Raw genomic sequence first — 24,382 nt, 5'->3', positions numbered from 1 at the left:
ATTGTGATATCAGAATTGATTGGACAAATTTATGATATGTTAATTTCAAGGCTCTGTAAATCCCCATCGGATATTTTTTATCTTATGGATACGGCACGTTAAGCCGGCACCTGTCACTTGTGACAGTTGATCTGAAAACATTTTTAGTCAACACGTAAATGATCACAATCTGGCCTTGTCACCTACTCTAACAATTTAAAAATGAAACAAAAACGCCTTCTTGTTCCCCAACCATCAATTGAGGGATCATGGATGACAAACTGTTTTCGTGCAGGCTCAAAAAAGTGGCCCTTGTCGGTCCGAGCAGCGGTCAAAGTTTTTTAGATAAATGGTATGTGCACCCGGAAAATTTGAGGCGCATCGGGGATTGCATCGGAATGCAGCTTACATGCATCGAGCCAAAGGTTCGCGCGGGACACATCAAAAGCGGCACCCTTTGCAAGGATATACGAACCGACGCATACGTGCTCTTCCTGATTGGCCCCCCGCAAAACAAATTTACCAGTCTCACTGAATTAAATATTAGTGCCGGCGGATTTAAAATTCTGAAAATCGCATGGCTCTCCGAGTATTTCGAGCAAAAGCACCGAGCGGCGTTGAGTTGGCTCAATAGTATGAATTTAGAAGGAATCCACTTTTTCGGAATTGAAATCGAATCAGAGGAAGCGGATGTAGATACAGATACGGTGTTGTTCGCTGAACAAGAAGAGCAAGTTGATTAAAATACTGATCGTCCGGTTGAAAAATGATACATCAGCGCACTAAGCCATATCCTGTTTTTTTCTACCCTCGCCGTTAAAATCCACTCCGACATGATTCACGGCCGGCATAGGCATAGACGCCGACTGCGAGGATTCCGGATATGATGCCGATAATTTTGGGGAGAATATAATTCTAACTCCTATTTCCGTTGTTCATTGTAGCAAAGATGGTGGATATTCTGCCCAAATCTTACCTTCAAGCAATGCCGGTTTTGAATTATGCTTATATCCAGACCAATGCTTGAACATGAAAGGAAGGCCTTCTGCCTTAACCTGATCCCTGATGTCTATAACCCATTTTTCATCCATGCGCCGGAATTTCCCTTTTGAGTTAGTTTCACCTCCTGCAACAACCCAGTGAATTCCAGAAAGATCAATTTTTGGCATCGGACTCAACAGTGGTTCCATCATGACGAATTTATTGACCTCGGGTGGAAGTTTTTTGAGATCATCAATTCTTTCCAAATATTTATCGGATTCAACTGTAACACCAGCCCACATCCAGGGTCTCCATGGAAGTTGCGGCGCTAATTGACCGAATCGCTCCGCCCGTTTGGTCAAGACGTAAAATCTGTGTTGGGGAACTTGAAGCATCACATCGAAAACCTCTTTAATGAAGCTATCAGGGACATTAACGTGAAATAAATCCCCCATCTCAGTTACGAAGCTCTTAGCGGGTTTCTTTGGTTTCTTGGCGAATTTGGTTAATGGCCAATTCAATCTGTCGTGGTGCAATGTAAGATTGAACCCATTTTGAATGTAGACGTCCTGACCTAATCTCGCTAACCATTTAACCTGATCTACAGCATAACAATTCAGACAACCATCACTGTATTTGTCGCAACCGGTCACGACATTCCAGCTCTTGCCGGAGTCTCCCATTTCTGGATTTCGAATTTTCTGTTTTGCCATTGGTTTGATTCCTTGAAAATTTAGGATCAAGTTTGAATCGGGAATATCGTTTTGCTTTATATATCAAAGTTATTATCGGCAAAATTGACTTAGACTAAAGGCATGCTCATTGAGATTAATTTTGGAATAATCAAGGATGATGAAATCGAAAAACGTCAAAAACGCTGAAATCAAGTGCATGGACTCGGATGGCATCAATAATTTTGTCCTGTGTGTGTATTGACGGTCTGTATCCGTCAATTTGAACAGTAATCGAAATGCGGATTTTTTTAAGGGAGGTGAGGGTGGTGGTGATTCTCTCGGATATGATTCTGGCCTTTACTCTATATCAGGCCATTCATCTCACCACCCAATAAATAGCGTACCCGACGCCCAGGCCATTTTCCTAAACCCACCCTATGTAACAGATGGCAATCGAATGCTGTAAAAAAGTTATTGGATGCCTGTCGTCTCACGAACATTTTTTTGACAACTCAAGTAATTACCGTGCAGGGCCGATGAAAAATCCAGGATTATAAATACGCCGGAATCGTTGTGGTGTTTTAAACTAAAACTTTTCAATTTGCTTATAACTTACTGTATTCGATTTAGAAAAATATTTTAAGCAGAGACAACACCCATGACGGGAGCCATTTTTGAAGATCATCAAAGCGCACCAATAACGAAATAACTCCAAAAATATCAGGTTAGGAAGACTTTTTTGGGCATTGTTGCTTTGGATAAATTGGGCTCCGGATGCATCTTGAGTCAAGATGTGCGGGACATCAACGGCCGTTTGTTATTGACCAAAGGCAAAGCGGTCGATCGTGAACAGATACGTTTGCTCAAAATGTGGGGGGTGGCTGAAGTTGACGTGCAGGGGCCGATAGAATCGGCTGCCGCTCCATTGGATGGGCAAAATCCTAAACGGAAAGCCATCGAGGGGGCTCTTGTCAGGATGCTGCAAAACGTCGATACCGAGCATCCTGCTATCGTTACCATTATCAAGTCGGCAATAGAATATCGATTCCAGCATAATTTCATGCTGGGATTTGAGGATCCGAAGCGACTTTCACCTGATTTTAGATTTGACCTTCACAGGGCCGTTCAAACCCAAATCCGGTTTTCCGAGATACAACTGCCCGAGTCACCTCAAATAGTGACGCAATTCAATGAGGTGGCTGCGAATCCCAGATCCTCGGGCAACGACCTTGCCGAGGTGGTCAACACGAGTCCGAGTCTGGCAGCGATACTGCTGAAAATCGCCAACTCGGCCATCTTTGGCTTTCCTTCCAGGATCGACACCGTCTCCCGTGCCGTAGCGCTTTTGGGCACACGGGAAGTCGGTTCATTGATCATGGGTATCAGTGTCATGCGTTTGTTTAGCAACATACCCAAAGACCTGGTCGATATGTCCACCTTTATGCGCCACAGCCTGGCATGCGGGCTGCTTTCCAGAATAATGGCAGCGCGGCTTAATCGGCCCAATACGGAGCAGATGTTCGTTGCCGGCCTGCTTCATGATATCGGCCGCCTGGTGTGGTACCGTTATTTTCCCGAACAGGCAGGATTGTGTCTGGAGCTCGCCAGAAAGACCGGGTTATCTTTATATGAGATCGAAACCGAGTGTTCGGGCATCAATCACGAACAAATCGCTGCCCAGCTTTTAGACAAGTGGAAATTGCCCGAGACCCTGACCGATTGCATCGTGTACCATCATCGTCCCTCCCGCTGTCCGGATCCAACCGGCCCCGGCATCGTGCAAATGGCGGATCTTGCCGTCAACGCACTGGGTCTGGGTCATAGCGGCGAGCATGCGGTCCCGCATTTCGATGCAAGGGTCTGGAACCGATTGAACCTGTCACCAAACGCGTTGAAGATATCCATCGGTCAGACCATCGAGCAGATGGACATCATGGGGACGCCTCACTGGGGACTTGCCGAATGAATGATAGGCGAAAGACACCTGCCGATGGCCATGATCTGCTGCTCTTTGCACAGGAAGAAAAGAACCGCTGTATGTTAAGCGCCATGGAGCAGGTGCTTGAGGTAGGTGATTTTCAAAAACATGTCGATAATCGCATAGGCGCCGAGGAGCTCATCAAACTGACAGCGCAGCAAAGCAGTCAGCTGATGCGATTTGACACCAGTGCCATCTATAAAGTTGACCAGCTAACATCCAATCTCAGCATTGCATGCTGCATCCCACCGGAGAGCCAGGGGGTGCTTGAAAATCAGTTCGAGTCCCTGGTCAGCCATGATCACGTCTCCTGGGCACTTAGAGAGCGGCGCGGGATCATGATCTACTCTCAAGACCGGCGCTACCGGGTTGTGCTGCATGTCATGGCGACGTATTGCCGGATTCGCGGGTTGTTCGTTGGCTTGTTGCCGATTGAAAACTGCAGCGTTCCAGAAGGATCCATGCAAGCCCTTTCCCTGTTGCTGAGAAATGCCGCAAATACCCTGGAAAGTCTCGAATACTTGGACATGTTCCAGCGCCAGAATGCGGAGCTGCACACAAAGGTGGCAGAAAAAGTCGATCAGTTGCGCCAGCGTGATCTTCAACTGCTCAACGCGCGGAAAATGGATGCCATTGGAACGTTGGCAGGAGGTGTCGCGCATCAGTTTAATAACGCGCTGGCGGTTTTGATCGGCAGCGTGGATTTGATTAAACTGCAAATGTCCCAGGGCCAGGACCCTGGCAGCAATTTAAAGCGCCTGGAAACTGTCGCCAAGAGAATGCAAGATCTGACCTTCAAATTGGTTGCCTATGCACGTGGCGGAAAGTACCTGACCGAAAAGACCTTGGTCGACATGTTGGTCAGGAGTGCTTTGGGTGGCGCCAAAAAGTCATTGGATAGTCCCATCGAGTTTGTATCTACGGTTCAGGAAAATACGTTTTATGTCAAGGTCGATTGCACCCAAATGGAATCAGCGCTTTCAGGTATCATCACAAATGCCATTGAAGCGATGGAAAGCGATGGTCAGGTGGTCATTAGCGCGGAAAAAATTTCAATCGATGAATTGACAGATGATCCGAAGCTGATAGAGCTGGCACCGGGTGAATATGTTAAGATTAAGGTTAAAGACAACGGGAAAGGAATGGATCAGCGCACGATGGAGCATATTTTCGATCCATTTTTCAGCACTAAATTCACCGGACGCGGTCTGAGCATGGCAGCCGCTTACGGAATTGTGAAAAACCACGCCGGTGAGATCACCATCGAGTCGCAAGTGGGCAAAGGAACAACCGTAACCATTTATCTGCCGCTGGCCCGTTGATTGGACACGTGCATATATATCGCAAATAGAGCCCTGTCATAAAGCCCTTTGAGGATTGGTTATCAACTATTTGACGACCACACAGTCCCTGCCTGACACCTTTGCGGCATACATGGCTTTATCGGCACGCTGAGGCTACTCGCCTGACTCAAAAAATGATCATAGGGTAGAAGTAAAGATCGGCCAGATTTCGAACCGGGAAATCCGACACCTATCATGTCAACGAACGATACCGATGATTTCTGGAACCGTTCCACTTTTTACCTTTTTATTTTCTGTTACGGCAAATTTAACCGCCCCGCCAGCAATTCAAATCATCGGACGGAGTGCAGGGTCTCACAGTTCTTCGGAATTCAAGCTAAAGAAATAATTTTACATGCCGATATTCACTACGCCATCGCCCAGACTAAATAACAAGTAAAGTTTTAGATCCTTGTAACGTACCGTTAAATATAATTAATTATAGTATCAAAGCATTTTAAAGGAAGGTGCGAAAATGGCAGAGTGCGAATGTGTAGCAGGTTGTGTATTTTTCAATGACAAAATGGCAAATATGCCTCAACTTGCTGAATCGATGAAGAAAAAATACTGTAAGGGCGACAATACCCAATGTGCCAGATTTGTGGTTTTTAAAAAACTTGGCAAGCCTAAGGTCCCGGCAGATTTGTTTCCGAATCAAATGGAAAAAGCAAAATCGATCATAGTAACTGGTTGATGTTCTAAAAGTCTCGTGCCCAAAGAGCGACATCGTATTGGAGAACTATCATGGCAAGTATTTCAAATAAGAATTGATTGGAATAAAGAGGCCAATTCAGCTATTGGCTCATTGATACCGATCATTTGGTATCCAGGTAAATAATTAAGGCTCAAATCCACCTAACTCATAGAATAAGTTGCATATATGGATTATTTGCCGATCAAAAAATCCCAAACCTATAATTATTTTGAAACCCCCCTCTTTATTAAGAACGAAACCGGAGATTTTATCCTGTATAAGGCCGAAAGAATCGAGATCGATTCAAAACGCCTTTTGGAGGATTCATTTCCTCAGTTGTATATTCCTTCAGAGATGAAGGAGTTTGCTCTGAATGAAGTCCGAGAAAGATTAATCAAGAAGCTCAAAGATAGAATAAAATCAGGTGATTTGTTGAGTATAAAGTCGGCTTTATGTGAAATTGTGAACGAAGTGTTTCAAAAACCGTTGGGTAAAGAAATTGAAATATTACCAGAAACCATCGATATTATCTATAGTGAGTATGCAAACACATCCGAGTTATTGCGGAAAATCGAAGGCCTTCAATTCGGTGGTACAACCCTGGTCGAACACTCTGCAAATGTTATGGTTATTGTATTAAATTTTTGTATTTACAATAAATTCCATGATGAAATTGCCAAAAAGCTTAGCCTTAGCGCGCTTTTACACGACATCGGCTTAACCAAGGTTCCCAAGATGGTAGCTGAATCGAATAGAAAGCTTTCAGATACCGAGTTCAATATTTACAAAACCCATCCGGCTATAGGCCATGACATCATTATCGAAAACAAGCAGATCGATCCATCGATTGCAGCAGCAGTATTTGAACATCATGAACGCTTAGACGGTAGTGGCTATCCCCGAGGAATAACCAATATTACATTCGATGGGCGTTTACTCGGGTTGATAGACAGTTTTGACAATTTAACGAACACCGAAAGGACACATAGGAAAAAGGAAGGTTCTTTTAGTGCCTTGAGGGTAATTCAAGATGAGATGCAAAAAGATGGAAAATTCGACAAAGCAATCTTTAGGGATTTATGTTTGAGCTTAATAGGACAACGGAAATATAATTATTCTTAATGTATGCGATCGGCTATGAGAATACGATACTTGTTCATGTCAACAGTTCGCTCAATCCTTCAACCCCCCTGGTGCCGCAATTTATCGATCCACCCGCCTCTTCAAATCCGTTCCCGCTTTTAGAATCGGCAGCGATTTTGGTTTAACAATCCGTTGTGAGCTAATTGTCAGACGCTAATACCACACGGTTCCTGCCTGACACCTTTGCGGCATACATGGCTTTATCGGAACGCTGCACAAAGGATTCTGCTGTTTCACCTGCCCTGTATCGTGCACCACCTATGGATACCGTTATCCTGCCCAACTTTTTATCGCCCCCTGAAGTTTTAAGCGTCGCTGTTGAAAAGAAACTCCTTATGTTTTCAGCAACTGCTTGGGCCCCAGCCAGTGACGTCTCAGGCAAAAGAATGGCAAATTCTTCTCCACCGGTTCTGGCCACAAAATCGTTGCCCCTGACCCGGCTCTTCAATTTCTGGGCTGTAAATCTCAACACTTCATCGCCCACGGCATGCCCATGCTGGTCATTAAATTGCTTAAAATGATCGATATCCAAAACCAGCAGACATAATTCTTTTGCTGATGCAGCAGCCTCGCTAATCAGTTTGATCAACTCCTCCTCAAATGCCTTTCGATTGGCGACGCCAGTCAGAAAGTCCATCAAAGCTTCGGTGCGTGTTTGTTCGAAAGTCCTTTTCAGTGCCTTCAGCTCGCTTGTGATGTTTTGTATCTTTTCCTGCGTAGCCTTTCCGAATTCTACAACCGCCTTTGTTTCTGAAATAATGCACTCAACGATGGTTCTGAGGTCTTCAACCGACACTTCCTTTGAGAGCGACTCGACGGATTTGGATAAAAACGACTCATAATGCGCGGTTTCACCGTTAATCTCGGCGATGTCATTTAAAATGGCCAACAGAACCTGTAACAATTCATCCCGAAGTTTTTTGATTTCACCCACCTCGGTAATGAATCCAAATTTTGCGCAGAGCTTCTCATTGATTTCATCGGTAAACGAAGCCTGATTTTGTATCATTGTATCAAGCATTTTTTGAAGCTCGTCGATTTCCCCGCTGACATAAGCATACCAGACGGCGTAGTTTTGGGGGGTGATCGGCACCTTATGCTTGGCCATCAAAGGCAGAACGATGCGGACCAAGCCCTTGGACTCATCATTTAAATTATTCGCCATGTTATAATACCCCGATTCAATGAGTTTTTATAATTAATAACATATAGATAGATTAATGACGCTGATGTTTAGACTTTGAATTGAGGCAAGTTGCCGCACTTTTTTTGTTCATTGTGTCTCTCGGGATCGTATGGTTTTTTCAGGCTTGAACCTCATTTTTAAAATTTAGCAATATCATGCTGCTTCTATATTGAGCAAAAAATTTCTTTAATTCTATTTTAACTAATTAGTATATCATGATAATTAAGATTTTTGGGGGTGTTTTTGACATTTATCCCAGTGGAGAAAACTTTTATGGGCGAAGATGAGAATCGACCGATTAAAACCAGGCATACAATCTTGTTAGTTGACGATGAACTCACCATAATTGAACCCATTTGTGAGTTGCTTAAAAGATTGGGCTATAAGGTCATATGTGCAGAAAGCGGCAAACAGGCAATTGATCTCTTCAAGCAGGAGTGTGATGACATAGACGTCGTTATACTTGACATGCTAATGCCGGGCATGAACGGTAAAGAAGCGTTTTTTCACATTCGTAGCATTCGACCGGACATTCCGGTGATATTCGTCAGCGGTTACAATTATAAAGATCATTTAAATGATGTCGTTTCAGGAAAGGCAAGTTCGTTCATTCAAAAGCCATACAGTTTTTCTGGACTGCACCTGGAAATCCAAAAAATTTTGACAGATAATAATTCTTCCGCAAAAATTTAGCCATCCTGCAACTTTCAATTTCATTATAAACATCGTCCAATGACCCAGGAACATAATGAAATTTTCGAGCTAATCGCAAAAACCCTCTCTCATCGAAACATTAAAACCATGCCCGGGATCAGGACCGTATCCACCCCTGCGGCCGTATTGGTGCCAATTTTGCAGGAATCTTAAAAAGAGGATCCGTATTTGATATCATGCACTAACAATCGATCTAATTGCCGATATCATTCAGACTTATAGGTTGACCTGTCATAGTGTGACTGCCGGATAAAATGCCAATGATTTTGGCGAGCATGTGTTTAAGTCCTTTTTGAGCGAGGAATCGTCAATCAACGATATAAACCGAGCCAAAGCGTGGGCCTGTTTCGCCTCAGAACTTTGTCATTTTTCGCACCTGAGCGCAATATTGATAGAAAGTCTACGATGGATAAATGCGGTATTGGTAGTAACTCGCTATCAAATACGATCTTTGGCCAGAGAGTGCACCGTAAAGATGCTTGACAATTGGAGGAGAAAATTTAAAAGTTATAAAAATCCATTTGAATTGCGTTCGTGACGTCATATCCAATCATGTTGCATGGGATTGTACGTGTCTGGACGGAATCATCATAAGGTAGAAGCATATCTAATACCCTATCCTATTGAGTCGTTTTCCCGGCCAATATTGATCGAGGATCAACAAACCTTTATCGGCAGGGATCCAACGGGTAATATTAAAATCGCAGGCAAGACTGTTTCGCGTCAGCATGCTGTGATCACCAGCGAAAATGGCAGTTTTTTTATTGAAGATCTGGATTCTCAAAACGGGACCTTCCTCAACAATAAACCCATTCAAAAAGCAGCACTCAAGAGTCATGATAAGATACGTGTCGGGAACCGATGGTTTCTTTTTTTATTGCAGCCTGAAACCGTTGACGATCTGTTGATTGATCCTTCCTTCTCGGCCACGGATACCATAATGATCAGCAATGAAGAGATAAAGCTCAGTGAGCTGTGGGCTCAAAATACAGAACATGCCGCTCGGTTTTTTTTACAAAACGCAGCCACAGAGGTCTCCAACAAAGCCATTGAGCCTGACAGATCAGATTATAAACGGCTTTCGATGCTCTATCAGCTCAGTGATCATCTTCGAACGATCAATGAGGTAGCCAAAATCTATGAAAAAGGGCTTGACCTCATCATGGAGTCCATCCCATCAGCCAATTGTGCTTTAATAGTCAGAAAGTCAGACGCTGATGGATCCTATAAAATTGTGGCCTCAAAATTGAATGGAGATCAAAATACAACTAAAAATGAAATCCCTGTAAGCCGCACGCTATTTGACTGGGTACTTTCAGAGAAAATCACCTTGGTGAGCCAAGACGTCAGCAAGGACTTGAGATTTAAGGATTCAGATTCAATAAGAATTCACAATCTGCGGTCTATCATCTGTGTGCCAATAGTTGGAAAGAACGATGTCCTTGGACTGCTTTATGCCCAATCTGACAATTTGATTGCGCCAATCACCAAGGACGATGCGACCTTCGCGTCCGCCGTAGCAAATGAGTTGGCATTAAACATAGACAACATCCGCTTCCTGGCAAAAGCACTGAAAAACGAACGCATGGCCGGGGTCGGCTTAACCATTGGAAACTTGGCACATAATATCAAAAACTTGATAGCACTTAACCAAAGCGCCTCGCAGTTAATGGATCGTCATATTGCCGCGTCCGAGGATGGCCAGATGGAAAAATGCTGGCAGTGGATGCAGCAAAGCCTTGCAGGCATCAATCAACTGTCCACCGACATCTTGGATTATGTCAAAGAAGATCAGTTTTTAAATAGGCCAACCGATATTAACAAGGCGATTATGAAATACCGTCATTCATTAGAGAGAAGGTTTTCTCATGAAGGCATCTCTTTTGATTTTGCCTTGTCCGCCGAAAATCCAGTCTGGATGATGGATGAGATCCAATTTCAACGAGCCTTGCTAAATCTTGTCATCAATGCAGCCGAAGCAATAAAGGACAAGAAAAGAGGAAAGATTCGAATCAGCACCGAAGTTAAAGCGAATCGGTGTTTAACGGTCAGTGTCGTTGACAATGGATGCGGAATCCCCTCCTCTAAAACGGACAAAGTGCTCGATTTGTTCTTTACGACCAAGGGAACAAAAGGAACCGGTCTGGGTTTGCCAATGGTACAAAAATTCGTCGAAAAATCAGGTGGCAGATTAACATTCAAATCCAGAGAAGGCATCGGTTCGAAATTTCAGATGATTTTTTTCGCCTGATCTATCTGACATAGGAGAAATGATGGCTCGCTTGTATCTGACGATGAACAACAGGGTGCTTAGCCATCATCGGGTTGCACCCGGAAAGCAAGTAACCATTGGACGTCATCCCGACAATGACATTTGTATAGACCATATGTCCGTTTCCGGACATCATGCCGCCGTCAAACTGGTAAATGAGCAGCTAACGCTTATAGATTTGGGAAGCCAAAACGGTACATTCGTCAATGATGAGCGCATAGAAAAAAGCATATTGGCTCATCAGGACTGGATCACCGTTGGTAAATATATTCTGATCGTTGACTTATACGAATCCTTGTCAATGGAGGCCACGGAAAATGAACTAAATATAAATTCTATGTCCCGCCGGGAATCGGATCAGACCATGGTATTGGAAAAAGAGGAATTCCAATCCGGTTGGAACTATTACAATTACCTTTTTTTCTTAAATGCCGCCCGTGAGGATTATGATCTGATAGAACAGGTTATAACGATCGGTAAAAACAACGAGGACAAGATAAAAATCAGCGGCCTTTGGTCATTTTTTGCCGGTAAACCCAGTGCAAGGATCAAAAAAAATCAAAACATTTATGTTATCGAACACGTTGGGGGAAGACTGAAAACCAAGGTCAACGGCATACCGATAAACAAACCGACCACACTCAAACATCAGGATACAATTAAAATCGGCCCTCTCGAAATGCAATATCGCAGCTTCAAACGTCCTTCTAAATAGATACCCAGTTGCCTTCGAATTCTCTTCTCATCTGCAGTAAGACTGAAACCCCATTTGCCCGAATGCTATTTGCGAAAGGCGTGCGTTTCTTCGATTGTTAAAACTCGTTTTGCCGAAACTCGTCCAGACATTTCTGCAAAAAACGGGCTTGCAAAGAACGTACTGTGCTAAATCGAACGCCTATTCCCCATTTGGTGGCGTGAACAATACGGGCACCCAACTTCAGATTCTGTGAACCATCAACGTTTTTAAATTCGATATTGACCGGGTCTTCAATTTTCACTGGAATGTAGCATTCCACGAAGGCACCTGTGAAGCTCAGGTTGGTAATGGTGGCATTATGGACCTCCTCACCATAGTGAAGCGCTATCGGCATGCAGCAGTTGCGGCGAGTAGCACGGAATTTGGTTTTGATCCGTTCTGCCTCGTTCAGCAGCAAACCCCGCTCATCTGGGGTCATTTGTAAAATCAAATCGATGAGTTTACGAATCGTAATATCATACCGTTCGGATTGATACATTCGTTCTCTCTCGTCTAATTCAGGTTATTGAGCATACCGAAATCATTGTGATAACTGTTTCAATACGTTCATACAATTCAGATACCAGAGCTATTCTGTGGACTTTCCCTTTTTAAACCAATCCTCACGGCCATACAACTTTTCAGCACACTCGGGGCATAGGCCGTGGGTAAAATTAACTTCAGCATGCCGTTTGATGTACGCCTCGATCCTGGTCCAATATCCCTTGTCGTCTCGAATTTTTTTGCACGATGAACAAATCGGCAATAGTCCGCTGAGCGTCCGAACGTTGGCCAGTGCTTCTTTGAGCTCAGTAATAAGGCGTTCCCGATCCTGCTCGGCGCGTTTAATTGCGGTAATGTCTCTGACGGTTTCAATTGCTCCGACCACATTGCCCTCTGCGTCATATAATTTGGCAGCTTTGCCCTCAAGGTAAGTGCCCCCTGTCCTAAACGATGGACTGAAAGAGACACTTGCGGCCAATTCCCCATCCGTTTCCCTGATCGATAGATATCGTTTTTCATATTCTTGATTCCGTTTTAATATCAAGTCGATAAGGGTTGGACGTCTTTCTCCGTAAAAAGGGATTGAGTATTCATAGTCGCCTTTTCCCAAGATCTCTTCCTTCTTAATGCCGGTCATCTTTTCGATTGCCCGGTTCCATGCCACCACGCGTCCTTCGATATCAATGACCCATGTTGAATCAGGCAAAAATTCGATGATATCGGCCAAACGACGTTCTGAATCTGCCAGCGCATGTTCGGCCCGCTTTTGTTCGGTGATGTCATGAGCAATACCCACTATGAATCTATTGCCGATATCGTCTTTAAATACAGATTTTTTGGTCAGAATAGTTTTAACGTTTCCATGGGCGTCCGCAATAAGTTCCTCGTTTACATTGAGGCTTTCCGAGAAGAGCACTTCGTTGTCCTTCTCCCAATACTCATCGGCCCGTTCTTTCGAATGAAAATCATAATCGGTTTTGCCAATCAGTTCGCCTCTCTCGTGGCCAAGAACTTCGCAGGAGGCATCGTTTAAAAGAATCCAACGGTGACTGTCGTCTTTAATGAATATGATGTCCGGAATGCTGTTCAGGATGTTGTTGTAGAAATGTTCTGTTGTCTCCAGCTTTTTTTCAAGCTCTGCGACCCTTTGCTCTAAATCTTCATAGGATGGTTTCGACGTCATTTTGGCCACCTTTCATGATTCGACAAAGGCTCACTACAACCGTTGAAATGCAGACAAATGCCGTATTGTTTTTAATGCCACGTTACTCATCGGATTCGATGAATCGATCTACTTGATTTGCCTCTCTATTTGTCCACCCGCTGCTTCAACTCCGTTCCCGCCTTGAAAAACGGCAGCTTCTTGGGTTTAACAACGACCGTCTCACCCGATCTGGGATTGCGCCCTGCATAAGAATCATATTTCTTGACATGAAAGCTGCACAATCCCCGGATTTCAACCCGGTCACCCTTTTCGAGCGCCTTGGTCATTTCACCAAAAAATATATCGACGCACTTGGTTGCTTCGATCCTGGTCAGGTTCTGGGAATCTTTCAGGGCCTGGATCAGTTCGAGTTTGTTCATTATGACTCCCTGTTATCGGCATGAATTCATTGTTGTGTGTGTAACCTGCAAAGGATGCGATGACATCTCTGGGCGCTTCCGGGATCTAAGAGCACCTGCATTTATATTGCCATTAACGACTTGAAATTTAATAGATATCTAATTTTATAAGTGCCCAACTGTCAAGCATTTATACCAAAAGCGCCCCTTCCAGAAAAAACGCAGTTCCTGCGCATCGAGTAACCGAATGTGTCACAGGCCTATACCCTGTCCTTGGACGGCCTCTTGAATATCAAGCTGCCTCAATGCACGGATGAGCCCGCCTGGTATTCAACAAAGGCTCAAAACATCCTTCGGCCGTACCTTCGGGGCCGATCGATCGCCCGGACACGGTGAACTCATGCATGACCTTTGTATCAAAAGCAAAAAGAGGAAAACCTGCAAGGTTCCTTGCCGGGCGGTTGAGCTGTACCTTGCCGAAGGGAACTCAACCCTTTATGAAAAATGGAAAGGGGACACCGTCACCCTTTATCCTCGATCGAGGGAGGAACAGGAGTCCAATCTATCAACCGGGGAAGACAAGGCTGGTGATCCCCGGCTATCATCCAAAGAGGCGCAAGCCTTCAGCACCGAAAATGAAAATCCTTTCCGGCACTACGAAAACAACCACAAACAGACCGGGATTTTCATTGATCGGTTTTTCGGGAAAATGAGCTATGCGGATCTTGCGGTAAAGTATGAGGTAAGCCAGACAGCGGCACACAAGATCTATTATGCAGGTTTCCAAAAGCTGCTTGAAATCATCATGCAGATGGACCAGGTCCGGAAGTCCATGCCCCCGGAAGAGCGCAAGCGGGCCGACGTGGCCAAGTCAAAGCGATACCTGGACCCGGGTTCGACAGTCATAGTTACACGAAAACGGGAAAACGGCAAAATATCAGTCAGATACAGACCGAATGAAATTCAGCGTAGTGCCTATGAAATTATGAGGCCAAATCGACTTTCAGGACCCGTTTGGGAGGTTTTATTTTAAGCTTATTCAATATGTTGCGTTGATTGGCGGTCAGTTCGGTGTGCTGTAGAATACGCCCATTATTGTCAAAAAATTCGATTAAATTTAGCTGCTGCATTTGCCTACGGATCCTGGGCCAGGTCTGCTCGGTTTCCACTTCGGCGATGCGGATCAGCAAAAGCGCCAGCCAGCAGATAAGAACATGGGAACGGATGCGATCGTCTTTGGAGTGATATACCGGCCTCAGGCACAAGGTGCTTTTCAGTGTTCTAAAAGCCTGTTCAACTTCCAGCAGCTGTTTGTAGCCCAAGGCGATATCTTCGGCTGACAAATGCTGATCGCTTGTGGACAGCAGATACTTGCCGTCAAGCTTTTCGTCTTGGGCAACTTTGGCTTTATCGATTTTGAGCTTGCCGCTTTTTAGCTCTTTGACATAACGGCCCATGGAGCGGTGCAGCATCAACTTGCATTGAGCCTTGGTTTTATTCTTGCGATTGAGAACTTCCAGCTCACAAGACAAGCGTTCGAGGATCTGCTCTCGATTGATGCGGTCAAGCTCTGCCTGCTGCGGATTGTAGGCAATCACATAGCGGCGCCGGCCGGTGCCTTCACCGGCAAAGACTTCTTTGATGTGAAGATTGTCGGAAACGACTTTAAAGCGTCCCGGTGTGGCCAGCGCCGCTTCATTGAGATGATTGCCGCTGAGCTTTTCACCCAGTATGTACTGGCCGCAGCCACGCTGCAGAATGCGCTGATTTTCCTCGCTGCTCATGCCGCGGTCCATCACCCAGACTACCCGGCCCAGGTTCCAGCTGTTCAGGTCTTTTTGTACCTGATCGACGCATTGGCTGTCGTGCTGATTGCCCGGCAGCACCCAGCAGCGCACTGGAATGCCCTCGCGGGTGACCGCAAGACCGATGGTTACCTGGGGCAGATCATCGCGCCTTTGCTTGGATTTGCCGTAGGCCTTCAAATCCGAAGGCCCCGGCTCATCGATCTCGAAATAGGTGTTGGTGGTATCGAAAAAAATCAGATCGACGGTCAGGTTGAGCAGATTGGCCGTGGACCAAAATACTTCTTTTTGTATGGCTTCGCCGTGCTCGAGCAAAAAATCCATGGCACGGTAAAAGTGCTGGACCTGCAGCGCTGGATGGTCGCCAAGATATACCTGTTCGGCCGCCCACTGTTCGATGGCCAGCTTTGATGACGGCGCAAGCGCCCGGTTGGCCACCATAGCAAACAGGGCATCGGCCACCGGAGCGGTAAAGGATCGCTGATCCAGGGCCTTTTTCAAGCAATCGTCGATATTGAGCCTTTGCCACAGGCCCTTCAATAGATGGGCACCACCGGCAGGCCGGCTGCTGATGAATTTTAGATCGCTGCTTTGACGTTCGAGACGGATGGCATCTTGCGGGTCGAGAAAGCGGCTGGCGCTTTTTATCAGGCGCTTTAAAGCCTCAACGTCAAGTTGGTCGCTGCGGCCGAAGGAGTGAATGACTTGCGCTTGGGCAAAGCCCTTATCCTTGTTCCAGACGTTGTTGGCCAGCTGGACATATTCTACGACCGAGCCGTCTTTGTTTTTGCGCTTTATGGTTCGCAGATACATGCCTATTCTAAAAGCATGTAATTACAGTTAAGTCAAGCTTAATATGAATTTTCGTGTGCCTATGCATTCTGAGTTCAAACTGGAACCCGAACATGAAAAAACAGGCAGTTATTGAATTTTAGAAGCAATTTTATGCCTATGACTGTCGAACCCGGGCTCAGATGTATCTGGATTATTGCCGGTCAAGCTTTTCAGCCAAAACTTATGCCGAAAAGCGCTCTCTTTTCAAACGCCTGTTCAAAACGATAGCGCCCGCAATGCCGGTTACCGATCTCAAGCCGGCAAAGATTATGACCTACATCCTTGAACAGAAGGAGCAGCGCTCCGGGTACGCTTCGAACAAGGACAGGAAAAACCTGGTAGCGGGATGGAACTGGGGAATGAAATACATGGACCCTCCCCTTCCCGGCCCCAATCCCTGTCTTGTCGAACGAATGGCTGAAATACGGCAGCCACGATACGTCCCACCGGAGGAAGATTTCTGGAAAGCTTACGCGATTGCCGAAGGACAGGACAAGGTCATGCTACTGGCCTTTCTCCATTTGGCGGCTCGTCGAGGTGAAATTTTCCGTCTGACTTGGGAGGACATCGATTTTGGTAATAGCCGAGTGAGACTATGGACCCGAAAGCGCCAAGGTGGCACCTACGAGTATGATTGGTTGCCCATGACCAGAGAACTGCGAAAATCGATGCTATGGTGGTGGGAACACCGGCCTATCAAGGACAAGCCCCATGTGTTTCTATGCCTTGATCAGATAGAGTTTTGCCGGGAATATTACGGAAAACCATTTGAACACCGAAGGCACCTGATGAACAGGCTGTGCGACAAAGCTGGCGTGACCCGTTTCGGTTTCCATGCGATTCGGCACCTGTCCGCATCGCTATTGTTCAATCTTGGATATGAAGTTTCGGTGATTCAAACAATCCTTCGGCATCAGAGCCCTAATACGACTGTGCGTTATTTGCATAGCATCGGAATTGAGAGGGTCAGAAATGCCTTGGAGGATTTGAAGTGCAGCGGCGCGGAAGTGATTTCGATGCCGGTGAATCATAAGCAATCTGGCTAATGTAAAACCCACAACGAAAAAAGCCGTCTGGGGAGCCGTCAACTCCCCAATCGGCTTATTCGCGAACTGTAACTATTTGAAATTATGGCGTCCCCAAGGGGATTCGAACCCCTGTCGCCGGCGTGAAAGGCAGTAGTGCCGATTTTGGTATTTATAATAATATCTTATATTTGTAATATTTTCGAAATGTTACTGAGTGAGTATTTGCGGGAATATGTGGGTAAAAATAGGGGAAAACCGGAATACCCTATACCATTTTCACTCAGTTTTTCACTCAGTGAATTTGCAGCCCCCACCTGCCCCACGCGATTAGATCTGGCCCCCACCCAACTCCACCACAACCCCGATCTCATCCTCCGTAAGCGCCCTTCCCTTTTTCAATCCGGTTCCATTTCCACAGACATCCCACAGCCCTGGCCAGCAAAAAGTAGCGGTCGCATGCTGGACTATGAACAGGAGGGATTACAAACGTTTGTAATCCTTTCTCCATAAAACTGGGTTTTTGATTTTGGAAAGCGCTATTTGATTTGAATTGAGTAAATTACAGGCCGGCAATAAACACCGAGTGCCCTCTCATCGGCGTCTGCTTGCCATCATTTTTCGGGTAACGCCAGCGCCGGTGCCAAGGTGCTAACCTGGTGGTGATGAAATCATCGGACAAATGCGTACGCGGTTAGTTTTTATGCGTTTTATTTTTGTTATTTTCTTCCTGAATAATTTTTGTGTTTATTTTTCGGATGTTTGAGCGCACTTATTTTGCCCATTTCCACATAGGCCCTTTCTATCGGATCGCCAATCTCGTCGAAGGTCAACACTTCAGGAATTTTTAGATCCTTCATCATACGCTGTTCCGCTTTGCGATTGTTTTCCAAATTTCCATCCGCCAAGATGTGCATGATTTCAAATTCTCCCCGAATGTGACGACATACTAAATACATCCGATGGCATCCTACGGGCTCTTTTTCTCCGCACATTAGGGCTAAGTTGTAATTATTACTCTCTATTTTTATCCAATCCAACCCGTCTCTGAAAGTTTTGGTTTTCCCTACTCGATCATACTGTACTATTCCGTCTATATAGCAGGTGGGGTCATCAATCCACGCTCCGAGTCTATTTCCCAAGTAGAAATATTCGACATCCGCGTCACCCAGACTCTGCTTAATTGAATTACGATTAAACTGAGGATTATATTTGCTGTACGGCTCTGAACGAACGTCACAAACAGCTGTTATTCCATGCATCTTTAACAGTCGGATGAAGTGTTCGGTCTCGTGATTTGAATGACCAATGGTATAGATTCTATGCATAATATTTTATCACTACCTCTGATTTGTGGTTTTATAGGCAGGAGCATTGAAATCACGCTGGAGAATGGTCAAATAGCACCAACTCCACCACAAAACCAATCTCATCATTCGCAACCGCCCTTTTTTAATCCGGTGCCATTTCCACTGTCTTGGGTGTATAGGAAGTCCTTATACTTCAATCAATAGGGAGAACGAATCAATTAACGTTTCGCATCAACGTTAACGGATATTCATCCCAAATCTTACCTTCAAGCAACGCCGGTTTTGAATTATGCTTATATCCAGACCAATGCTTGAACATGAAAGGAAGGCCTGCTGCCTTAACCTGATCCCTGATGTCTATAACCCATTTTTCATCCATGCGCCGGAATTTCCCTTTTGAGTTAGTTTCACCTCCTGCAACAACCCAGTGAATTCCAGAAAGATCAATTTTTGGCATCGGACTCAACAGTGGTTCCATCATGACGAATTTATTGACCTCGGGTGGAAGTTTTTTGAGATCATCAATTCTTTCCAAATATTTATCGGATTCAACTGTGACACCAGCCCACATCCAGGGTCTCCATGGAAGTTGCGGCGCTAATTGACCGAATCGCTCCGCCCGTTTGGTCAAGACGTAAAATCTGTGTTGGGGAACTTGAAGCATCACATCGAAAACCTCTTTAATGAAGCTATCAGGGACATTAACGTGAAATAAATCCCCCATCTCAGTTACGAAGCTCTTAGCGGGTTTCTTTGGTTTCTTGGCGAATTTGGTTAATGGCCAATTCAATCTGTCGCGGTGCAATGTAAGATTGAACCCATTTTGAATGTAGACGTCCTGACCTAATCTCGCTAACCATTTAACCTGATCTACAGCATAACAATTCAGACAACCATCACTGTATTTGTCGCAACCGGTCACGACATTCCAGCTCTTGCCGGAATCTCCCATTTCTGGATTTCGAATTTTCTGTTTTGCCATTGGTTTGATTCCTTGAAAATTTAGGATCAAGTTTGAATCGGGAATATCGTTTTGCTTTATATGCCACAGTTATTATCGGCAAAATTGACTTAGACTAAAGGCATGCTCATTGAGATCAATTTTGGAATAATCAAATATGATGAAATCGAAAAACGTCAAAAACGCTGAAATCAAGTGCATGGACTCGGATGGCATCAATGACTTTGTCCTGTGTGTATTGACGGTCCTTATCCATCGATTTGAAAAGTGATCGAAATGCGGATTTTTTTCAGGGCAGTAAGGGAGGTGGTGATTCTCTCGGACATGCTTTTGGCCTTTACTATATCAGACCATCCGTCTCACCACCCAATAAACGGCGTAGCCGACGCCGATGCCAAGGGGCAACATGATTCATCGTCGGCACAGGGGCGTCTCTCTGAATTTCCAGGCATAGATGCCGACTGCAAGTATAACCTATAGGATGCCGCTGATTTTGGGGCGCATGTGATTAAATCATCTGGTTGTTCTTCCTCCCAACAACGCATCCAAGGCTTCGATGACCACACCTGTGACGGTATTACCATGCTCATCAGCGTATTTCTGCGCTCTTTCGATCAGCCGGCATGGAACATTGATAACGATTTGCTCGGTATCGCCTGAACATATGATCGGATCAGTTTTTTCTGGCAAAGGACTGGCCTTTCTGTCGCCGTATTCACGGTTCATGGATTTTATCCAAGAGATTGAACTCTATCGGTTTCCCGCATAGGGAGCAAGTTTCAACAGAGGTCTGCCCATAGCTATTTTTTGGGTTTATCCTCTCGTTTTTTAAACCAATCCTCATGGCCATACAATTTTTCCGCACATTCGGGGCACAGACTATGGCTGAAATCAACCTCCGCATGTCTTTTTATGTACGCCTCTATCCTGGTCCAATATCCCTTGTCGTCTCGAATTTTCTTGCACGCTGAACAGATCGGGAGCAGTCCTTTCAGCGTCCGAACATTGGCCAGCGCGTCTTGGAGCTCTGATATCAATCGCTCCCGCTCCTGCTCGGCGCGTTTCATAGCGGTAATGTCTCTCACGGTTTCGATTGCCCCGACCACATTGCCTTCTGAATCGTAAAGCTTTCCAGCGGTCCCCTCAAAATATCTTCCGTCGATTCCAAGTGATGAGCTGAAGGCAACACTGGCAAACAAGTCACCGTTAATTTCCTTTATAGACAGGTATTGCTTTTCATAATCCCTATCCGGCTTTAATACCAAATCGATGAGGGTGGGACGCGGTTCTCCGTAGAATGGGACGGAATAGGCATAATCGCCCTTTCCGAGAATCTCTTCCTTCTTGATGCCGCTTAGCTTTTCCATTGCCCGGTTCCATGCCACCACACGTCCTTCGATGTCGATGACACACGTTGGATCAGGCAAAAATTCTATGATGTCAGCCAGGCGGCGTTGTGAATCTGCCAGCGCTTGCTCGGCTTGCTTTTTTTCGGTGATGTCGTGGGAGATGCCAACTATGAATTTATTTCCGTTGTCGTCCTTGAATACGGATTTTTTGGTCAGGATTGTTCGAACAACTCCTTGAGCGTTTGTAATCAATTCTTCATTTACGGTGAGAGATTCTGAATAAAGCACCTCGTTGTCTTTTTCCCAGAACACGTCCGCTTGCTCTTTTGAGTGGAAATCATAATCGGTTTTGCCAATCAATTGATCCCTTGGGTGACCAAGAAGGTTGCACGAAGCTTCATTTAACATTACCCAGCGGTGACTGTCGTCTTTGACGAAAATGATGTCAGGGATCTGATTCAGGATATTGTTGAAGAATTGCTCTTTAGTTTGAAGTTCATTTTCCAGCTCTTTGACCCTTTGCTCTAATTCTGCGTATGACGGTTTCGATTCCATATTGACACCTCTTCAGGATCAAAATCAGATCAATGCAAGTTCTCGATGCAGTTTCAAGGATGCGCCCTTTTGTTAATTTAAAGCAATTATCGATCCACCCGCTTCTTCAACTCCGTTCCCACTTTAAAAAAGGGCAGCTTCTTTGGTTTGACGACGACCTTCTCACCCGATCTCGGATTGCGCCCGGTATATGAATCATATGTTTTGATGTGAAACGAGCACAATCCCCGGATTTCAACCCGGTCACCTTTTTCAAGCGCTTTGGCCATTTCACCGAAAAATATATCGACACACTTGATTGCTTCGGTCTTGGTCAGGTTCTGGGTATCTTTCAGGGCCTGGATGAGTTCGAGTTTGTTCATGGTGTCTCCCTGGTATCGGTATTAGCTGAGATGGTTCAGTTTTCTGGCCATTTATCCACAAAATCCAAGTTCAGAAGAGACTTGATAGGCATCGAGAATAGAAAGACACAGAATGGTTATTAAATCAAACCCATATTGAAACTCCCCCCAGCTTCCTATATGCTTCAACTAATTAATCAGCAGCTCGCCTTTTTTAACCCCAAAAAGGAGAAAATAAAATGCGAGGCTCAATTCCAACCCCCGAGCAAGCACTGGTCCAGAGAGAGATGGAGTGGGCAGCTGAACAACAGAAAATATCAAATGTCCAATCAGTCAAACTTATTGATATTGATGTTCCTTTTTGGTCATTGGTAAAGTTGGCCATAATGTTTTCTTTAGCTTTGATCCCGGCTGGCATTGTGCTCTTTTTGATGTGGTCATTTTTAGGGGGAATTCTATTATCTTTAATGAGGTAATCACCAAACGGGACGACACTTCAGGGAGTATGGCTATGAAAAATTATTGTCTATTGATCTTGCTTGGTCACATTACCCTTTTTGGATGCGCAACGGCCCCTTCTCCGAATGCAGCTCAAGTTCAGGAAGCAGATCAACAAATGGTTGCCAATTGTAAATTCTTAGGAACTGTAACCGGAACATCAGGATGGGGGAATCTTGCCTCACCGATCGGGATCAATAATGCCAAAAATGAAGCTAAGGAAAAAGCGGCACAACTAAATGGGACACACATTGTTTGGCAATCAATTTACGGGGGCTATACCTCAACCGTTACCGGCAACGCATATCATTGCCCATAAACGGTTAAATTTTTCGTGTGCCTTGATCTCAACTCAATTTTCTTAATTATAGATGGACACTTGTTAAAAGTCCAACTAACATAATTTGGCTGATCTTTTGATATAAGTTTACCTATACCATTTTATCGAATAACCGTTTCCAAACACATCAAAATAGCTTGTATTTACTGCTCCAACATCACCCCAATAAATTTCCTCGCCGGATAAATCAATTTCAGTGGTTGAAGTTGAAAAAATCAAGGAAGAGCTGAAAAGCCCCTCAGCTGAGAATTCATTGTCCGCAATAGTAATTTGAATTTGTGTAATAATCGATTCTGGATCAATTGATGGCCCCAATCCGTCGGCGAGACGATATACCCATGATATTTTTTGAATAATTTCATTTTCATCAAGCGTCACTGTGGGAACAATAGTTATCATATTATCCAAAATAAGGGCTTGATCAGGCACGCTAAACGTCAGCCTTTCACCAGGATAATCGATAATATAATTTCCGTTGAAGGGGATATCGAAATCACCGGGTGTGGAATAATGAATAGTCCTGTGCGTACAATAAGAACCGATTTGAACACGATCAATTGATGTGGGATCAGAATAGGGAGATCCATTTGGACCAGTTAGTGTAACAGATTCAGGGCAATTATCGATATTGGTAAAAAAGTGAAGTTGGTAAATTTCAAGTTGGGTATTAATTGTGGGTGTTAACAGTCCATCATATCTTCCGCCAAGTACGCCATATCCTATTTCCATAAAATATGTTTTATTTTCTAAAATATCGATAGTTCCATTGCCGTCGATGTCAGGAAATTTGATTAATTCTGCAAACAATCCATTAAACTGTGATAAAGCATTTAACTCATCATCAGTCATAAGTATCTCGTTTTCAAATGGATTATTTGCCGGTTCGACAACGAGACCAGATGAAGATAGCGCTCCCAAGTCAATGGTGGCAACACTACTGTGCACTTTGCTCATCGGCAAAGAAGCGATGTTGGATGTCAGATAAAGATATCCCAGATAATCGTTATTTTGCCCAACAAATATCATCCCAACCGGATTGCTTCTGGGCACATCGACACTAAAGCTTCCATCAACAACATCTGCCGTCTGATAAGTATATGATCCTGCGGTGAAGATTAATACCTTGGAAACTTGATCCTCATCTAAAGCGATGGCATCTTTCGCAAAAATAGAAAAGAGAGAATCCAGCCAATTGTTTTTCGCGTGAAGCCCCCCTTCGAAAGTGCCTTTCAATGTTACTTCTGTGGAGCCGTCGTTAGGACTTGAGGATGTTCCGCCACCTCCGCCACCACCACCGCAATTAAACGTAATCCCCAAAAGGGCAATACAGATAAACACATAGATTATTCGTCGCGTCATGAGCATACTTTTAATCTCCAAACTATAGTTGCCGAATTTAATGATCATTTTTCATAAATTTGCAATCGACATGCCACACATGACCTTTATGCCTTTTTATATTTTTTAATGATATAATTTTTATATCTTAATGAGTTACACGATATTCTTACTCAAACATGTTTTGTCGCATGAATATCAACGGTGCAGACTTATCGCTAAAATTGCCTATTTTTTGACGGCGACCTGTCAAAAATTT

The 24,382-nt window shown here is 44.6% G+C and carries 24 protein-coding genes; 11 read left to right on the top strand and 13 right to left on the bottom strand.

What is annotated here, in order from left to right:
• The first annotated feature begins 248 nt into the window (after positions 1 to 248).
• The gene (locus DFT_RS09370; RefSeq protein ID WP_054030939.1) at positions 249 to 722 is read left to right on the top strand and encodes a hypothetical protein; all 474 of its coding nucleotides are present in this window, start codon (positions 249 to 251) and stop codon (positions 720 to 722) included.
• 192 nt (positions 723 to 914) lie between these two features.
• On the opposite strand, the gene DFT_RS09365 is transcribed toward DFT_RS09370, so the two are convergent.
• Positions 915 to 1,673 (bottom strand): DUF5131 family protein, encoded by a 759-nt coding sequence (locus DFT_RS09365; protein WP_054030938.1) that lies wholly within the window; start codon positions 1,671 to 1,673, stop codon positions 915 to 917.
• A 742-nt stretch (positions 1,674 to 2,415) separates the two neighbouring features.
• Between DFT_RS09365 and DFT_RS09360 the strand changes: the two genes are divergently transcribed.
• From DFT_RS09360 to DFT_RS09345, 4 genes are all read left to right on the top strand, one after another.
• On the top strand, positions 2,416 to 3,600 hold the full coding sequence (locus DFT_RS09360; RefSeq protein WP_152971919.1) for an HDOD domain-containing protein: 1,185 nt from the start codon (positions 2,416 to 2,418) through the stop codon (positions 3,598 to 3,600).
• Positions 3,597 to 4,934 (top strand): sensor histidine kinase, encoded by a 1,338-nt coding sequence (locus tag DFT_RS09355; RefSeq protein ID WP_054030936.1) that lies wholly within the window; start codon positions 3,597 to 3,599, stop codon positions 4,932 to 4,934. The genes DFT_RS09360 and DFT_RS09355 overlap by 4 nt, the downstream gene beginning before the upstream one ends.
• A 496-nt stretch (positions 4,935 to 5,430) precedes the next feature.
• Positions 5,431 to 5,649 (top strand): hypothetical protein, encoded by a 219-nt coding sequence (locus tag DFT_RS09350; protein WP_054030935.1) that lies wholly within the window; start codon positions 5,431 to 5,433, stop codon positions 5,647 to 5,649.
• A gap of 186 nt (positions 5,650 to 5,835) precedes the next feature.
• Positions 5,836 to 6,771, top strand: coding sequence for an HD-GYP domain-containing protein (locus DFT_RS09345; RefSeq protein WP_054030934.1), 936 nt, complete (start codon positions 5,836 to 5,838; stop codon positions 6,769 to 6,771).
• Between the two features lie 160 nt (positions 6,772 to 6,931).
• Here the strand turns inward: DFT_RS09345 and DFT_RS09340 are convergent, their stop codons facing one another.
• The gene (locus DFT_RS09340; RefSeq protein WP_054030933.1) at positions 6,932 to 7,957 is read right to left on the bottom strand and encodes a GGDEF domain-containing protein; all 1,026 of its coding nucleotides are present in this window, start codon (positions 7,955 to 7,957) and stop codon (positions 6,932 to 6,934) included.
• Positions 7,958 to 8,251: 294 nt separating this feature from the next.
• Between DFT_RS09340 and DFT_RS09335 the strand changes: the two genes are divergently transcribed.
• The 3 genes from DFT_RS09335 to DFT_RS09325 all read left to right on the top strand — a co-directional run bounded on the left by DFT_RS09335 (position 8,252) and on the right by DFT_RS09325 (position 11,679).
• Complete coding sequence (locus DFT_RS09335; protein ID WP_054030932.1) at positions 8,252 to 8,671, top strand: response regulator; 420 nt, start codon at positions 8,252 to 8,254, stop codon at positions 8,669 to 8,671.
• 592 nt (positions 8,672 to 9,263) lie between these two features.
• On the top strand, positions 9,264 to 10,943 hold the full coding sequence (locus tag DFT_RS09330) for an ATP-binding protein (RefSeq protein ID WP_161807118.1): 1,680 nt from the start codon (positions 9,264 to 9,266) through the stop codon (positions 10,941 to 10,943).
• Positions 10,944 to 10,965: 22 nt separating this feature from the next.
• Positions 10,966 to 11,679, top strand: a complete 714-nt coding sequence (locus DFT_RS09325; RefSeq protein ID WP_054030930.1) for an FHA domain-containing protein — start codon at positions 10,966 to 10,968, stop codon at positions 11,677 to 11,679.
• A gap of 97 nt (positions 11,680 to 11,776) precedes the next feature.
• Here the strand turns inward: DFT_RS09325 and DFT_RS09320 are convergent, their stop codons facing one another.
• The 3 genes from DFT_RS09320 to DFT_RS09310 all read right to left on the bottom strand — a co-directional run bounded on the left by DFT_RS09320 (position 11,777) and on the right by DFT_RS09310 (position 13,788).
• Positions 11,777 to 12,199 (bottom strand): PilZ domain-containing protein, encoded by a 423-nt coding sequence (locus DFT_RS09320; RefSeq protein ID WP_054030929.1) that lies wholly within the window; start codon positions 12,197 to 12,199, stop codon positions 11,777 to 11,779.
• Between the two features lie 90 nt (positions 12,200 to 12,289).
• Entirely contained in the window at positions 12,290 to 13,387 is a 1,098-nt protein-coding gene (locus DFT_RS09315) for a PAS domain-containing protein (protein ID WP_054030928.1), read from the bottom strand.
• A gap of 125 nt (positions 13,388 to 13,512) precedes the next feature.
• Entirely contained in the window at positions 13,513 to 13,788 is a 276-nt protein-coding gene (locus DFT_RS09310) for an HU family DNA-binding protein (RefSeq protein WP_054030927.1), read from the bottom strand.
• A 379-nt stretch (positions 13,789 to 14,167) separates the two neighbouring features.
• Between DFT_RS09310 and DFT_RS09305 the strand changes: the two genes are divergently transcribed.
• Positions 14,168 to 14,800 (top strand): hypothetical protein, encoded by a 633-nt coding sequence (locus DFT_RS09305; protein ID WP_054030926.1) that lies wholly within the window; start codon positions 14,168 to 14,170, stop codon positions 14,798 to 14,800.
• On the opposite strand, the gene DFT_RS09300 is transcribed toward DFT_RS09305, so the two are convergent.
• Positions 14,751 to 16,385, bottom strand: coding sequence for an IS1634 family transposase (locus DFT_RS09300; protein ID WP_054030144.1), 1,635 nt, complete (start codon positions 16,383 to 16,385; stop codon positions 14,751 to 14,753). The genes DFT_RS09305 and DFT_RS09300 overlap by 50 nt on opposite strands.
• Before the next feature lie 161 nt (positions 16,386 to 16,546).
• Between DFT_RS09300 and DFT_RS09295 the strand changes: the two genes are divergently transcribed.
• A complete protein-coding gene (locus tag DFT_RS09295; RefSeq protein ID WP_083453407.1) occupies positions 16,547 to 17,452 on the top strand; it encodes a tyrosine-type recombinase/integrase in 906 nt (301 codons plus the stop codon).
• Positions 17,453 to 17,993: 541 nt separating this feature from the next.
• Here DFT_RS09295 and DFT_RS27260 read toward each other — a convergent pair.
• From DFT_RS27260 to DFT_RS09270, 6 genes are all read right to left on the bottom strand, one after another.
• Positions 17,994 to 18,113 carry a DUF4186 family protein gene (locus DFT_RS27260; protein ID WP_152971918.1) on the bottom strand — a complete coding sequence of 40 codons (120 nt, stop codon included), beginning with the start codon at positions 18,111 to 18,113 and terminating at the stop codon, positions 17,994 to 17,996.
• 37 nt (positions 18,114 to 18,150) lie between these two features.
• On the bottom strand, positions 18,151 to 18,759 hold the full coding sequence (locus tag DFT_RS24980) for a DUF488 domain-containing protein (protein WP_076750475.1): 609 nt from the start codon (positions 18,757 to 18,759) through the stop codon (positions 18,151 to 18,153).
• A gap of 196 nt (positions 18,760 to 18,955) precedes the next feature.
• A complete protein-coding gene (locus DFT_RS09285; protein ID WP_054030923.1) occupies positions 18,956 to 19,723 on the bottom strand; it encodes a DUF5131 family protein in 768 nt (255 codons plus the stop codon).
• 492 nt (positions 19,724 to 20,215) lie between these two features.
• Positions 20,216 to 20,428 (bottom strand): hypothetical protein, encoded by a 213-nt coding sequence (locus DFT_RS26490; protein WP_076750401.1) that lies wholly within the window; start codon positions 20,426 to 20,428, stop codon positions 20,216 to 20,218.
• 74 nt (positions 20,429 to 20,502) lie between these two features.
• Positions 20,503 to 21,606 carry a PAS domain-containing protein gene (locus tag DFT_RS09275; RefSeq protein WP_054030921.1) on the bottom strand — a complete coding sequence of 368 codons (1,104 nt, stop codon included), beginning with the start codon at positions 21,604 to 21,606 and terminating at the stop codon, positions 20,503 to 20,505.
• An 86-nt stretch (positions 21,607 to 21,692) separates the two neighbouring features.
• Positions 21,693 to 21,968 (bottom strand): HU family DNA-binding protein, encoded by a 276-nt coding sequence (locus DFT_RS09270; protein ID WP_054030920.1) that lies wholly within the window; start codon positions 21,966 to 21,968, stop codon positions 21,693 to 21,695.
• 340 nt (positions 21,969 to 22,308) lie between these two features.
• On the opposite strand from DFT_RS09270, the gene DFT_RS25755 reads away from it, so the two are divergent.
• Entirely contained in the window at positions 22,309 to 22,764 is a 456-nt protein-coding gene (locus DFT_RS25755) for a DUF4156 domain-containing protein (protein ID WP_152971917.1), read from the top strand.
• A 108-nt stretch (positions 22,765 to 22,872) separates the two neighbouring features.
• On the opposite strand, the gene DFT_RS09260 is transcribed toward DFT_RS25755, so the two are convergent.
• Positions 22,873 to 24,150, bottom strand: a complete 1,278-nt coding sequence (locus tag DFT_RS09260; protein WP_152971916.1) for a hypothetical protein — start codon at positions 24,148 to 24,150, stop codon at positions 22,873 to 22,875.
• Positions 24,151 to 24,382: the final 232 nt, after the last annotated feature.

Origin of the sequence: Desulfatitalea tepidiphila, from assembly GCF_001293685.1 — a bacterium.
In the GTDB taxonomy this organism is placed as follows: domain Bacteria; phylum Desulfobacterota; class Desulfobacteria; order Desulfobacterales; family Desulfosarcinaceae; genus Desulfatitalea; species Desulfatitalea tepidiphila.
Note: the sequence above shows the minus strand (reverse complement) of the source record. Positions and strands in the feature narration are given on the sequence as shown.